The 14,448-nt window shown below is 67.5% G+C and carries 10 protein-coding genes and 1 pseudogene; 1 reads left to right on the top strand and 10 read right to left on the bottom strand.

Annotation, left to right across the window (positions count from 1 at the left end):
- Together ACLP9N_RS08580 and ACLP9N_RS08575 are read right to left on the bottom strand one after the other, a co-directional pair.
- A pseudogene (locus ACLP9N_RS08580) lies at positions 1-238 on the bottom strand (HNH endonuclease); the annotation flags it as partial.
- Positions 239-603: 365 nt separating this feature from the next.
- On the bottom strand, positions 604-1,464 hold the full coding sequence (locus ACLP9N_RS08575) for a haloalkane dehalogenase (protein WP_442406995.1): 861 nt from the start codon (positions 1,462-1,464) through the stop codon (positions 604-606).
- A 308-nt stretch (positions 1,465-1,772) separates the two neighbouring features.
- On the opposite strand from ACLP9N_RS08575, the gene ACLP9N_RS08570 reads away from it, so the two are divergent.
- Complete coding sequence (locus ACLP9N_RS08570; protein WP_442406996.1) at positions 1,773-2,630, top strand: zinc-binding dehydrogenase; 858 nt, start codon at positions 1,773-1,775, stop codon at positions 2,628-2,630.
- A gap of 21 nt (positions 2,631-2,651) precedes the next feature.
- Here ACLP9N_RS08570 and ACLP9N_RS08565 read toward each other — a convergent pair whose 3' ends face one another.
- The 8 genes from ACLP9N_RS08565 to ACLP9N_RS08530 form a co-directional block, all read right to left on the bottom strand.
- Positions 2,652-4,772, bottom strand: coding sequence for a substrate-binding domain-containing protein (locus tag ACLP9N_RS08565; RefSeq protein WP_442406994.1), 2,121 nt, complete (start codon positions 4,770-4,772; stop codon positions 2,652-2,654).
- Positions 4,773-4,825: 53 nt separating this feature from the next.
- Entirely contained in the window at positions 4,826-7,045 is a 2,220-nt protein-coding gene (locus tag ACLP9N_RS08560) for a malate synthase G (RefSeq protein ID WP_442406993.1), read from the bottom strand.
- Between the two features lie 211 nt (positions 7,046-7,256).
- Entirely contained in the window at positions 7,257-8,318 is a 1,062-nt protein-coding gene (locus ACLP9N_RS08555) for a hemolysin family protein (protein WP_442406992.1), read from the bottom strand.
- Complete coding sequence (locus ACLP9N_RS08550; RefSeq protein WP_442406991.1) at positions 8,318-9,697, bottom strand: hemolysin family protein; 1,380 nt, start codon at positions 9,695-9,697, stop codon at positions 8,318-8,320. Before ACLP9N_RS08550 ends, ACLP9N_RS08555 begins: the two co-directional genes overlap by 1 nt.
- Before the next feature lie 172 nt (positions 9,698-9,869).
- Entirely contained in the window at positions 9,870-11,318 is a 1,449-nt protein-coding gene (locus ACLP9N_RS08545) for a GuaB1 family IMP dehydrogenase-related protein (protein WP_442406990.1), read from the bottom strand.
- 34 nt (positions 11,319-11,352) lie between these two features.
- Positions 11,353-12,819: an NADP-dependent phosphogluconate dehydrogenase gene (gene gndA, locus ACLP9N_RS08540; protein ID WP_442406989.1), complete on the bottom strand. Its 1,467-nt coding sequence runs from the start codon at positions 12,817-12,819 to the stop codon at positions 11,353-11,355.
- A 114-nt stretch (positions 12,820-12,933) separates the two neighbouring features.
- Positions 12,934-13,884 (bottom strand): M48 family metalloprotease, encoded by a 951-nt coding sequence (locus tag ACLP9N_RS08535; protein ID WP_442406988.1) that lies wholly within the window; start codon positions 13,882-13,884, stop codon positions 12,934-12,936.
- Between the two features lie 14 nt (positions 13,885-13,898).
- A complete protein-coding gene (locus ACLP9N_RS08530) occupies positions 13,899-14,315 on the bottom strand; it encodes a BlaI/MecI/CopY family transcriptional regulator (RefSeq protein ID WP_442406987.1) in 417 nt (138 codons plus the stop codon).
- Positions 14,316-14,448: the final 133 nt, after the last annotated feature.

Below are 14,448 nucleotides of genomic sequence, written 5' to 3'. Positions count from 1 at the left end.
CTCCGCGGGCAGGGGAGTCTCGTCGGGCCAGCGCGATCTCGTTGGCCAGACCACGTCCGCGGCGGGCGGCGGGCACACCGGCCGCCGCTTCGGCCGCGCGACGTGCCGAGTCCAAGGCGGCGGCCGCTCGAGCCTGACCCGCCGCGGCCGCCGATTTGACTCGCTCTAGCTCGGCTATGCGCACGATCAACGCCGATTCGTCAGCTGCCGGATCGACCGCAACCAGGTGTTCGAACATACATTCGCATCATAACGAACAGCACCGACAATTGATGCTGATAACGCGGCCCGGCAAGATGGCGTGGTCTCGAGTAGTAGCCGAAGTCGGCGGCCACCGCGCGCTCACGGGGCTGGGCGTCGACAAACCGGCCTCAGCCAGGGCAGGCCGTCGATTGCAGCTGGAAAATGAGCTGGAAAATGACATTGTGTCAACATGATTCAGCAACCGCACCAGCATCGAGAGCTTGCCCTTCGCGGCACCAACTGGCAATGTCGGACACGGCGGGGCGACCTCGCACTGTCGACCTCAGGGTCTGACTTCAATTCAGCGCCAACGAGCGCCTGGAGGCGCCCCGCCCCCGCGACTAACAATTCGGCAGACGTCTAGCCGAAGCGCTCGATGATCGCGGCGGCGATCTCGTCGGGCGAATCTTCTTGGATGAAATGCTTGGCGTTGGGCAGCTCGACGACGACGTGGTCGGGAAACGTCGCGCGCATGCGCGGCAGCGAAGGGCCGGGCCTGAAGGCGAAGTCTTTCATGCCCCAGACGAACAGCGCCGGCTTGGCACCCAACTTGGCCGGCACCTCCCGGGCAAGGCGTTCCAACAGTGGACGGGCGGCCAACAGCTGCTTGGGCATCTCGGCCACGCCGAGCCGTGCGGCAGGGCTGGGCTGCACCGCCCGATAGTGCTCCATCACCGCGGCGTTGGGGCGGCGCTCAGTTCCCGCGGGGATCATCTGCTCGACGAAGAAATTGCGCCGCAAGATCGCCCACTGCATCGGCGGACTGGACATCACCCGGCTGAAGATCTTCGTCGTCAGCACGTCGGTAGGCCAGAACCAGGTGTTGCCGAGGATGACGCCGCGCACCCGATCGGCACGCTCCACCGCAACCGACATGCCGATCGGCCCACCCCAGTCCTGGCCCATCGTCAGGTAGCCGTCCAGGCCTAGGTGATCGACGAATTCGCCGACGACTCGGGCGTGCTCGTCGACCTTGTACCCGAACCCCTCGGGGCGCTCTGAAAGCCCGAACCCGAGATAATCCGGCGCGATGCAACGGAATCGGTCACGCAGCCCGACGACGATCTCGCGATACAGGAAGCTCCACGTCGGATTGCCGTGGCAGAACAGGATTGGCGGGCCGTTTCCCTCATCGATGTAGTGGATGCGGCCCCGCGAGCTGTCGAACCAGCGTGACTCGAACGGGTAGAGCTGGCGATCCGGAGTGAAATCAACCCTCATGGCGCTCCTGTTCTCAAGCTTCGCGGCTTCTTCTCTTTGTAGCAATTCGCGTCGGGATTCGGGGGCCGCGTAACGTCCTGAGCGGCACTGGCGGTGCAGTCGTTGGGCGGGCTTGATGCGAAGCGATACAGATATGCGCGCGTGGCGTGTGCACCGGAACGGTCGGCCGTCGGAAGCGCTCAGGCTCGACCGCATCGCGGTGCCCCAGCCACAGCCCGGCGAAGTGCGAATCAGGACCTGCGCGATGGCTCTCAACTACAACGAGGTCGACGGCTGCCACGGGCGTTACCTTACGGTGAACCCCGCCGATTCCCTACACGCTTGGCATGGAAGTGACGGGAACGGTCGACGCCGCGGGGCCGGGCGCAGAGCCCTGGTTGGGGCGGCGCGTGATCGCCTGCGCCAAGGGCGCTTACGGCGGCTACGCCGAGTTCGTCATCGCCGATGTCGGCATGGTGTTCGACGCGCCCGCGGAGCTGGACGACACGCAAGCCGCGGCGTTCTTCATGCCGTTCCATCTGGCGTGGCTGGGACTGCACCAGCGCGGCGGGTTGAGTGCCGGTGAGACGGTGCTGATCCACGCCGGCGCGGGCGGCGTGGGATCAGCCGCGGTTCAGCTGGCCAACGCCGCCGGCGCACGGGTGCTGACCACCGCGGGCGGGCCGGTGAAGACGGCCAAGTGCCTCGAGCTCGGCGCCGTCGTCGCTATCGATTATCGCGCAAGCGATTTCGTGCCCGCTGTACTGGCCGTGACCGACGGGCGCGGCGTGGACCTGGTGTTCGACGGTGTCGGCGGCGCGGTGACCGAAGCGTCGGTGCGCTGTCTGCGGCTCTACGGCCGCCTGGTGATGATCGGCTTCGCGGGCGGCATCGAAGCGGAGGACCGGCCGACGCTGACGCCGCGCGCGATCATGTTCGGCAGCATTTCGCTGATCGGCGTGATGCTGGCGTATACCGCTGACCCCGCGATGGAGAACCCGTTGCCCGGCATCCATATTCAGCCACGCGAGATCGGCGAGAAGGCGCAGCGTGCCCTGGAGGATCTGCTGGCGCAGGGACGGATAGCGCCGTTCGTCGGTCAGGTGGTCACATTCGAGGAGCTGCCGGCCGCGCTCGACGAGATGGATCAGCGGCTGACGATGGGACGGACAGTGGTGCGGGTCTGAGCCTCGCGCGCCGCGCTGAGGTCAGCTCAAATAGGTGTTGATCGCCGTGGCGAGATCAGGGGTGGCCGACGTCGGCAAGTTCTGGTAGCTGCCGCCGCTGACCTGGGCGATGCCTTCCCACGTTGCCCGGTCCGGGTCGGCGCCGAAGTCGATGACGTTGACCGCGACCGGCTTGGCCGGATCAGCGCTGCGCCGGATGAAGTCCTGCAGTCCCGGCCCGTCCAGCGTCTGGTCCGTGTGCGGCCCCGCCGTGATCACCAGCACCGAATTCGTTTGGCCGACACGGTAGTTGGCCAGCATGTCGCCGTAGATGATGCGCAGGGTGGTAAACGACACGGCACCGCCGTTGGATGAAAACTGCTTGTCCAGCGCGGCCAGCAGGGCGGCCGAGCGGGGCTGGCCGTTGACCGGGTCGGCCAGCGGCCCGGTGCCCACCTCCGATCGGCCCTCGTGGCCGTCGAAAGTCCACAGCCCCAGGATCGAGTTGGGTGGCAACGCCTTGATGCGGTCTTGAAGCGCCGCGATCACGTTGGCCAACCGGGTCTTTCCGCCGTCGTCGGCGGGCAGCGACTGGTCGAGCATGATGGTCGCCGCCACCCCGTTCGACGGTGCGCTCATGGCGTCGGCCAGCGTGGCGCGCATCGCATCGTCACCCACCGACAGTGCGGAGGGCAGCGCCGCGAAGCTGGTGACGGCGCTGCTCGGTGGTTTGACGCCGTCGACGCGGAAACCGGCTTTGGCCAGCTTGGCCAGTTGCTCGGGCTTGCGCAGGAATCGGGCAAACTCGCTGGCCGCCTCGGTCTGCTCCTTCGACAGCCACGACCCGCTCAGCAGCACCGTGGGATAGTCCGCGACCGGCACCGGGCCGGGCGGCAGCCAGGAAGCCAACGTGCTCTTGGCATCCGGCAGCGACTGAGCGCGCTGGAACAGTTGCTGCTCGGTGGTAATCACCGCGTGTACCGGCGCCGTCGCCGCGTCACCAGGCTTGAGCAGCGCGTTCATCGCCTCTGTCAGTGTGCTGTCGGCCAGTTTGGGCTGTGCACCGATCAGGGTGCGCACCGCCCCGACGCCCTGGGTCGGCGGTGCGCCCGCGGGCACCGACGCGGCCGCCACCGCTTCGCCCGCCAGCGATGCGGCGTCGGCGTTGGCTTTGCTCGGGAGCGCAAGCCGCAGTGAGCCCCAGGCCGGTAAGTTCAGGCCGGCCAACGAGTTCGGGTTGGTTTGCAGGCCCGGCAGTGCTGCCCAGCTCTGGATTGCCAGCGCCGACTGCAATTCGGGCCGCACCGCCAGCAGCACCGGCGACGTCACCAGTGAACGGCTGTCGGTGATGGCCTTCTGACCAGAGGCCCCGGCGAGCCGGGCCGCCGAGATCGAGCTGCCGGGTATCCACAACGCCGGCTGGCCGCCCAGTTCGGCCGGCCACTTGTTGGCTAAACCGTTCAGGACGGCGTCGGAGCCGGCGGGCTTGATACTCACCGACACACAGCGATCGCCGACCGGCCCGGCCGACGTGTTGAAGCCTTCGACGAAATCCTGCAGATGATCGGCGATCGATGGGTCCGCGACGACGGCGACCGTCTCGTTGCCGCCCAGACAGCGCGCCGCGGCCGTTTGCCCGCGGTGGGACAACGCGTCACCGAAGAAACTCCAGACGATCACCGTGCCCACGACGACGACGACCGCGACCAAGGCCACGATCAAGCCGATGCTGACTCCGCGTCTTCGGCCGGAACTGCGGTGGCCACCTTGCCAGGCACCGAATCCGTGGTGGCCGGACTGGGATGGAGGCAACGGGTCCAATGAAGGCTCCGATGAAGCCGTGGGCGGCCCCGGGGCGACCGCGCTGGCCTGGCGAGGCGGAAAATCCGGGTACTCCGGGAAGTCATCGTCGGGTCCGGACGCAAACACGCCGCCGGCGTCGTGGTCGGCGCCGGGGTCCTCGCTCGCGGGAACGGGCCCTTCGTCCGCATCGCCGTCGTCGGTCCGGTCATCGGCGGGGGGCTGGACGTCAGCCACCGGCTCGGTCCCCGAGCCAGCGTCCAAACTCTCAGCGGCGGCCTTTTCCGACAACGCCTCGACGGACAGCGCCGCGGAATCTTTGGGGGCGGAATCCTTCGGGTCGGGCCTTCTGTGCCTACCCATGCCGGTGCCCGCTGCCTTCCAGTCGAATCATTGCCTGACCTGTCGAGCCGCGATCAGGCACCGGCCCGGGCTTTGGCTTCACGACGATGGCGATGCAGGATCGGCTCGGTGTAGCCGTTGGGTTGCTGCCCCCCGGACAAGATCAGCTCCTGTGCGGCCAGGAACGCGATGCTGTCGTCGAAGTTGGGCGCCAGCGGCTGGTAGGCGGAGTCGCCGGCGTTCTGCTGGTCGACCATCGGCGCCATCCGCTCCAGGCTGGCCCGCACGTCCTCGCTGGTGATGACGCCGTGCCGCAGCCAGTTGGCCAGCAACTGGCTGGAGATCCGCAGGGTGGCGCGGTCCTCCATGAGCGCCACGTTGTGAATGTCCGGCACCTTCGAGCAGCCGACGCCCTGGTCAATCCAGCGCACCACGTAGCCGAGGATCGACTGACAGTTGTTGTCGACCTCCTCGCGGATCTCCTCGGAAGCCCACGCCAATTCCTTGGCCAGTGGAATGGTCAGCAGCTGGTCGATCGTGGTGCGGTTCTGGCCGGCCAGTTCCTCCTGCACCGCGGCCACGTCGACAAAGTGGTAGTGCATCGCGTGCAGGGTGGCCGCGGTGGGTGAGGGCACCCAGGCGGTGCTAGCGCCGGCGCGGGGCTGGGCGATCTTCTGCTCGACCATGTCTGCCATCAGCTCGGTCATGGCCCACATGCCCTTGCCGATCTGGGCACGCCCGATGAACCCGGCGCCCAGACCGGCGTCGACATTGTGGTCCTCGTAGGCCAGGATCCAAGGCTGGCTCTTCATGGTGCCCTTGCGCACCATCGGGCCCGCCTCCATAGAGGTGTGGATCTCATCGCCGGTGCGGTCCAGGAACCCGGTGTTGATGAACACGACGCGGTCGGCGGCGGCCTTGATGCACGCCCGCAGGTTCACGGTGGTGCGGCGCTCTTCGTCCATGATGCCGACCTTCAAGGTTCCCGGCGGCAACCCCAGCACGTCCTCGACGCGGCTGAACAACTCGACGGTGAACGCCACCTCTTCGGGCCCGTGCATCTTGGGCTTGACGATGTAGATCGAACCGGTGCGGCTGTTGAGCAGCGGCCCGTTCGCCCCGTCATTGTGAGAGGCGTCCTTGAGCCCGTGGATCGCGGTCACGCCGGTGAACAGGGCGTCCATGATGCCCTCGAACACCTCTTTTTCTTCGCCTTTTTCCTGGCCGGGGCCGTCGGCTATAACGATGGCGTCGTTGGTCATCAGGTGACCGACGTTGCGCACGAACATCAGGCTGCGGCCCGGCAGGGTGAACTCGCCGCCGTCGGGTGCGGTGTAGCTCCGGTCCGCGTTGAGCACCCTGGTGAAGAACTTGCCGTCCTTGTCGACTTCCTCGGCCAGGTCGCCCCTGTTCAGGCCGAGCCAGTTGCGGTAACCGAGCACCTTGTCGTCGGCGTCGACGGCGGCGACCGAGTCCTCGAAGTCCATGATCGTGGTGATCGCCGATTCCAGGATCACGTCCTTGACGCCCGCGCGGTCGGTCTTCCCGATCGGGGACTCCGGGTCGATCAGGATCTCGATGTGCAAACCGTGGTTGACCAGCAACACCGACTTCGGCGACTCAGCCTCGCCGGTGTACCCCGCGAACTGCGCGGGGTCGGCGAGCCCGGTGGACTCGTCGGGCAAGGCAACCGCCAGCTGGCCGTCCTCGACCGTGATACCGGTGGCGTTCGACCACGAGCCCGACGACAGCGGCACGGCGCCGTCCAGGAACTTGCGCGCGTACGCGATCACCTTGTCGCCGCGCACCTTGTTGTAGCCAGAACCCTTTTCGGCGCCGTCCTTTTCCGGGATGGCGTCGGTGCCATAGAGGGCGTCGTACAGCGAGCCCCAGCGCGCGTTGGCCGCGTTCAGCGCAAACCGCGCATTGAGGACCGGCACCACCAGCTGCGGACCTGCCATGGTCTTGATCTCGTCATCGACCCCGGACGTGGCGATGGTGAAGTCTGCGGGTTCGGGTTGCAGGTAGCCGATTTCGGTAAGGAACTCCCGGTAGGCGTCCACGTCCACGGGCGCGATCACGCGTTGCTTGTGCCACTTGTCGATCTGGGCCTGCAGCTCGTCACGACGGTTCAGCAAATCCTGGTTCTGCGGGGTGAGATCGGTGACGACTTTGTCGACGCCCGCCCAGAAGCTGTCCGGGTCGATATCGGTGCCGGGTAGCGCCTCTTTGTTCACGAAGTCGTAGAGCACCCGGGCGATGCGCAGGTTGCCCACCGACACGCGATCGGTCATAGTTCTCCTCCATTTTTTGCCTCACCGGCAATTACTCCAGCCTACCGACCAGTAGCCCGATGAGCCTATCCGCCGAGCGGCTTTGCCAGTTCGGAGCCAGGTCACGACGCGCTGACGGCTGCGGCCATACCGATGCGGCGGTCGCGGGATTCACCTCTGGCGAACTACCGCACTGTTGCGGGCAATTCCAAGTCGTCTACCGCCGCTCAGATCATACGGGCTGTTGCCCGTCGCGCATCGCGCCGACCAAGTCCTCCACCAGATCCTCCATGGCCACCATCGCGACCAACTGCCCACCGTCAGCGCTGCCGGCGGTAACCAGTGCCAGATGGCTGTTGCTGCGCCGCATCCGGGACAGGGCATCGGCCAACGGCAGTGACTCGGGAACCCGCGGCAGCGGGCGCACCAGCGCCAGGTCGATGACGGTCGCCGGATCGTCACCCAGCGTCAACACGTCCTTGATGTGCAGGTATCCGATGTAGTCACCGTCGAGGCCGACGACCGGAAACCGGGAGTAGCCGGTCTGGGCCAGGGCTTGTTCGACCGCGCCGACGGTCGGCCCCGAACCAGCCTGGGCCACCCGCACCGCCCGAATGTCGGCGAGTGGGCGCGCGACGTCGGCCACCACCCTGGTGCGGATCTGCAGAGCCCGGGTCAGCCGGGTGTGCTCCTCCTGATCCAGCAGGCCTTCGGACACCGACTCGGCGATCATCGCGGACAGTTGGGCCGTGGAGACCGTGCTGTCCAGCTCGTTTTTCGGCTCCACGCGCAGCGCGTAGAGCACCGCGTTGGCGCACTTGTTGTAGAACACGATGAACGGGCGAGCGGCCCGCACATAGGCCAGGTAGGGCGGTACCAGCAGCATCGCCGTCCGCTCCGGGCCGGCCAGGGCGATGTTTTTCGGCACCATCTCACCGAGCAGCACATGCAGCGTCACGACAACCGCCAGCGCGATCGCGAACGCGAGCGTGTGCGCCAGCGCCGGATGCATCTGGGTCAACGCGAACGATTTGCGCAATAGGTCGGCGACGGCCGCCTCGCCGATCCGGCCGAGCAGGATGGAGGCCACCGTGACGCCCAGCTGCGCGCCCGCCAGCATCGACGAGAGCTGCTCACCGGCCCGGATCACGGTCACCGCGCTGGCCTTGCCCTGCTCGGCCAACGCTTCGAGACGGTCGCGACGGGCCGAGATCAGCGAAAATTCGGCTCCGACGAAGAACGCGTTGGCCCCGATCAGCAGGATCGCCGCCAGCACTCCCAACACTTCGTGCATCAGCGCCCCGGCTCCGAGTCGGCTTCTTCATGACTCTCAGCTCGAGCGCCCAATTCGGTCAGCTCAAGCAGGTCGATCCGGCGGCCGTCCATCTGAACCACCGTCGCCTGCCAGCGCATTGACTCGTCGGGCAGGCCGTCCGCATCCAGCGCGGGCAGCTCCACCGTTTCGCCGGCCTTCGGGATGTGGCCGAGCTGCTGGAGCACCAGGCCGCCGATCGTCTCGTATTCCCCCTCGGGGGCCCGGTATCCGGTCTCGGTGGACACCTCGTCAATACGCAGCAGGCCCGACACTCGCCACCCGCTGCCGGCGGCCACCACGTCCGGGGTTGCGTCGTCGTGCTCGTCGCGCACGTCGCCCACGATCTCTTCGATCAGATCCTCGATGGTCACCATGCCCGCGGTGCCCCCGTACTCGTCGACAACCAGCGCGGTCTGCAAAGGGTTTGCGCGGATCTCCGCCATCACCGCATCGCCGTCCAGCGTCGAGGGCACCACGGGAACCGGCTTGACGACCGAGGTGAGCAGAGTGGTCGCACGGTCGGCAGGGGGAATCGCGAACACCTGCTTGACGTGCACGATGCCGATGGTCGAGTCGAGGTCGCCGTCGACGAGCGGAAATCGGGAGAACCCGGACTCGGCGGCGACCGCGATCAGGTCGGCGACGGTGTCGTCGGTCTGCAGCGCCACGACCTCCGTTCGCGGCGTCATCAGTTCCTCGGCGGTCAGGGCACCAAACTGCAGCGACCGCCGCATCAGCGATGCGGTCGCGAGGTCGAGGGAACCGCTGCGGGCCGACGTCCGCACCAGCGACAGCAGCTCCTGCGCCGAGCGGGCCGAGCGCAGTTCCTCGGCCGGCTCGATGCCCAATCGGCGCACCATCCAGTTCGCCGCCCCGTTGGTGGCCCGGATGGCCGGGGTGAGCAGCGCCGAAAACAGCAGTTGCGGGGCAACCACGGCGCGGGCGGTCCGCAGCGGACGCGCGACCGCGAGATACTTCGGGACCAGCTCGCCGAACACCATCGACACCGAGGTGACGATCACCAGCGCCATCACCGCGGTGATCGCGTCGGCCACCGGGTCGGATACTCCGATCGCGTCCAACCAGGGATGCGGCAGGTTGGCCACTAGCGGGTCGGTCAGGTAACCGGTGGCCAGCGTGGTGGTCGAGATGCCTAACTGCGCACCCGACAGCTGAAACGACAGCCGGTGCTGGGCACGCTGGATGAAGCGGTCCCGGAGCCTGCCGCTGCGGGCGTTGGCATCGACGGTGCTGCGATCCAGCGCCGTCAGCGCGAATTCGGCCGCGACGAACAGCGCATTGCCGAAGATGAGCACCACGATGGCCAGCACACTGACGGTGGTGACGGACAACCTCACGGCCAGCTCAGCCTGCTACGTCGCGCCGGGGATGCTTACGCCTTGAGTGCCTCGAGACCGCCTCGATGGGGCCCCGACAGGTGCCTGCGGCACGTCATCCCTTTCGCTCGATTCCATGCAACATGCTAGCGAAGCGTTTGCCAAGACTTCTGTCGCCGCACGCGGCGCGGTGTCACCAGCCGGTGGGCAGCGGGTGGCCCTCGGCGTAGCCGGCCGGCGACTGCACGCCGACGACGGCCCGCTCATGCAGCTCCGCCAGGGTCGAGGCGCCGACATAGGTGCAGGTGCTGCGCACGCCGGAGGTGATGTGGTCCAGCAGGTCCTCCACCCCACCACGATCGGGGTCTAGCCCCATCCGGGCCGTCGAGATGCCTTCCTCGAACAACGCCTTGCGGGCGCGATCGAACGCGGTGTCGATGCCGTTACGCGCAACCACCGCCCGCTTGGACGCCATGCCGTAGCTCTCCTTATACGGCTGGTCGTCACGGTCACGCATCAGGTCCCCGGGGGACTCGTAAGTCCCGGCGAACCACGACCCGATCATCACGTTCGACGCCCCGGCGGCCAGCGCCAGCGCCACGTCCCGCGGATGGCGGATCCCGCCGTCGGCCCACACATGTCCACCGACTTCCCTTGCTGCAGAAGCGCATTCGAGTACCGCGGAGAATTGCGGGCGGCCGACACCGGTCATCATCCGGGTGGTGCACATCGCGCCCGGGCCGACGCCGACCTTGACGATGTTGGCCCCGGCACCCAGCAGGTCCCGGGTGCCCTCGGCCGACACCACGTTGCCCGCGGCCAGCGGCACGCCCAGGCCCAGCCTGGAAAGCACCTCTGCAACCGCCTTGATAGCCGCCAGCGTCTTCGCCTGATGACCGTGCGCGGTATCGATGACGAGCACGTCGACACCGGCTTCCACCAAGGAGCGCGCCTTGGCGCCCACGTCGCCGCTGATACCGACGGCCGCGCCCACGCGCAGCCGCCCGCTCGCGTCGGTGGCCGGGGTGTAGAGGCCGGGGCGAATGGCTCCGGTGCGGGTCAGCACTCCCGCCAGCGTGCCGTCCGCATTGGTCACCACCGCGACGCCGATCGGGGCGTGCTCGAGCAGGTCGAAGATCTTGCGCGGCTCGGTGCCCACCGGCGTGGTGACGAAATCGGTGATCGCGACATCGCGCACTCTGGTGAAGCGGTCCACGCCGAGGCAGCTGGATTCGCTGACCAAACCGATGGGACGGCCTTCGAAGACCACCACCGCCACACCGTGGGCGCGCTTGTGGATCAGCGCGGTCGCGTCGGACACCGAATCGTCGGGCCCCAGCACCACCGGGGTGTCCAGAACCAGGTCACGGCTCTTGACGAACTCCACTGTCTGCTGGACCGCCGTGATCGGAAGATCTTGCGGCAGAACGACAATGCCGCCGCGGCGCGCCACAGTCTCGGCCATCCGCCGCCCGGCCACCGCGCTCATGTTGGCCACCACCACCGGAATCGTGGTCCCCGAGCCGTCGGCGGTGGACAAGTCGACGTCGAACCGCGACGCGACGTCGGACCGGTTGGGCACGATGAAAACATCGTTGTAGGTCAGGTCGTACCCGGGCCGGTGCCCGTTCAGAAACCTCATCGCTGTCGGCTTGCTCCCTTTGAGTCGCACCGCGCTAGGCGGGCACTTCGCTGCGGTCCCCGCTCCACAGCGTGTGGAACTTCTTGCTCGGGTCCTCGTCGATGCGCCCGTAGGTGTGCGCGCCGAAGAAGTCCCGCAGACCCTGGGTCAGCGCGGCGGGCAACCGCTCGGTGCGCAGCGCGTCGTAGTAGGACAGCGCCGAGGAGAAGCCCGGAATCGGGATACCCAGTTGGGTGGCGGTCACCACGACACGACGCCAGCCGTCGATGGCCGCTTCGATCGCGCTGCGGAAATACGGCGCCACGATCAGCGTCGCCAGGTCCGGGTCGGAGTCGTACGCCTCCTTGATGCGGTTGAGGAACTTGGCCCGGATGATGCAGCCGCCGCGCCAGATGGTGGCCAGGTCGCCGGGCGTGATGCCCCAGTCGTATTCGGCGCTGCCCGCCTGAATCTGGTTGAACCCCTGGGCATAGGCGATGATCTTCGACGCGTAGAGAGCCTGGCGGACGTCCTCGATGAACTGCGCCGCGTCCGCCGGCTTGCTGCCCAGTCCGCCCGACGCCAGCCCCGTGGTCGCCTTGCGCTGGGCCACCGAGCCCGACAGCGCGCGGGCGAACACCGCCTCCGCGATGCCGGTCACCGGCACGCCAAGGTCCAGCGCCGATTTCACCGTCCAGCGGCCGGTGCCCTTCTGCTCGGCCTCGTCGAGGATGACGTCGACGAGCGGCTTGCCGGTCTTGGCGTCGGTTTGGCGCAGCACCTCGGCGGTGATCTCGATCAGGTAGCTGTCCAGGTCGCCCTTGTTCCACTCGGCGAAGACGTCGGCGATCTCGGGGGCGGACTTGCCGAGCCCGTCGCGCAGCAGCTGGTAGGCCTCGCCGATCAGCTGCATGTCGGAGTACTCGATGCCGTTGTGCACCATCTTGACGAAGTGGCCGGAGCCGTCGGGCCCGATGTGGGTGCAGCACGGCACGCCGTCGACGTGCGCGGAGATCTCCTCGAGCAGCGGGCCCAGCGACTTGTAGGACTCGGCGGGCCCGCCCGGCATGATCGACGGCCCGTTCAGCGCGCCCTCCTCGCCGCCGGAGATGCCGGCGCCGACGAAGTGCAGACCCCGTTCGCGCATCGCCTTCTCGCGGCGAATGGTGTCGGTGTAGAGGGCGTTGCCGCCGTCGATGATGATGTCGCCCTGCTCCATGGCGTCGGCGAGCTGTTCGATGACGGCGTCGGTCGGGTCACCGGCCTTGACCATGATGATCACCCGCCGCGGCTTCTCCAGTGCGTCCAGGAATTCCTCGATGGTCTCCGAACGGACGAAGTTGCCCTCGTCGCCGTGCTCTTCGAGCAGCGCGTCGGCCTTGGCGACCGATCGGTTATGCAGCGCCACCGTGTAGCCGTGGTGGGCGAAGTTGCGGGCGAGGTTCGACCCCATCACAGCTAGGCCGGTGACACCGATCTGCGCGGTCCCCATATTCGATTCCTTCAATTCTGGGGCACTCATGTCTCGCCTTTCGTTGGGCCTATTAGGTTGCCGAACTTTTCCGACACGCTCTCGGATCACACTGTGGCACAGCCGACTCCAAGTGGCATTCCGGGGTGTTGGGCCCAGTCGACGCTAGACGTTGAACAGCTGGCGCAGCTCGGTGAGCCACGGTACGGCCACCGCCACGGTGGGCACCACAAATACGGCGACCGCGGCCAGATACGCGGCCGCTGCCAGCACCGGACTGTTGCCACGCCCGGACAGGCGGCGCACCCGCAGCACCGTGCTGGGCCCGTTGGCGGCCAGCGCGCCAGACGGCGCCCGGCCGGACGCACAGGTGACCAACGCCCGGGCCAGGGGAGTGCGCCCGGTGGCGCGCACGGCGGCGTCGTCCGCGAGCAGCTCGACCAGCAGTTGCACCGCGCGCAGCGCGTTGGCGCTGCGGACGAGCCGCGGGAAAGCAGCGTGCGCCGCGGTGAACGCCTCCAGAACCAGGTCGTGGCGGGCGCGCAGATGGGCCCGCTCGTGGGTGAGGATGGCGGAGACTTCGGCGTCAGTGAGCGTGTTCAGCGTTCCCTCGCTGACCACGACCCGGCTGCGCACACCGGGCAGACAGTAGGCAAGCGGTTGCGGGACGTCCAGGACGCGCAGGTCGCGCGTGTTTGCGCGCGGCTGAGCCAGGGCCGCGTCGTGGCCGACCCCGACCAGATCCACGACCATACGGTGGTGGGCACGCCGTCGCCGATTGGCGATGGCCACTCGCACCAGCGCCACCATCAGCCGGACACCAACCAGCAAGGTCAACGCGCAGACCGCGATATACGTCGCCCACAGCGGCCACCCGAGCCGGCCGGCCGCGCCGACGATGCTGGCGGTGGGCCGCCCGTCGGGGCCGGGCATGAGCACACGGGTGGCGATCGCGATTCCTGCGCTGAACGCCGAAAAGACGGCGGCCAGCGCGACGGCCTGCCACAACACCATCGCGGCGCGGGGAGCGCGCAACGGCCACGTCGCGCGTGCTAACAGGGCCGGTACCGGACCGACCAACAGCACCGCGAGGATGGTGAAGACCAGCGCGGACACGCTGTAAGTCTCCCTCACTCCTCCGCGGTAACGCCAGCTGACGGCGTATTGCGTTGATTCGCTTCCAATTCCGCGAGGGCACGGCGCAGTGCATCGGCCTCGTCGGCGCCGACGCGCTCGACGAAGTGCACCAGCGCGGCCTGCCTGCCCCCCGAATCCTCGGCCTGGGCCAGCGCATCGACCATGAGCCCGGCCACCAGTTCGTCGCGGCCGTGCACGGGGGCGTACCGGTGGGCCCGGTCGTCGCGCAGCTGGGAGACCAGATTCTTTTTCGCCAGCCGTTGCAGCACGGTCATGATCGTCGTGTAGGCGAGGTCGCGTCGTGCCGATAACGCTTCATGGACCTGTCGAACGGTTTGCGGTTCCGACGTGGACCAGAGGTGGTCCATGACGGCGCGTTCCAGGTCTCCGAGCCGCGTCAGCTTGGCCATAGTTCGTTCCATCTCCCGAGCGTTGGAACTAGCGTACTCCGGCTTACTACCGACTGTCGTATGCGCGGCTGGTCAATTCCCGTTACATGCCGCCCAACTGCTTGCAAAATTAGGGCAGCCTTCCCTATGCTAA

Origin of the sequence: Mycobacterium sp. (genome assembly GCF_052144515.1) — a bacterium.
In the GTDB taxonomy this organism is placed as follows: Bacteria; Actinomycetota; Actinomycetes; order Mycobacteriales; family Mycobacteriaceae; genus Mycobacterium.
Note: the sequence above shows the minus strand (reverse complement) of the source record. Positions and strands in the feature narration are given on the sequence as shown.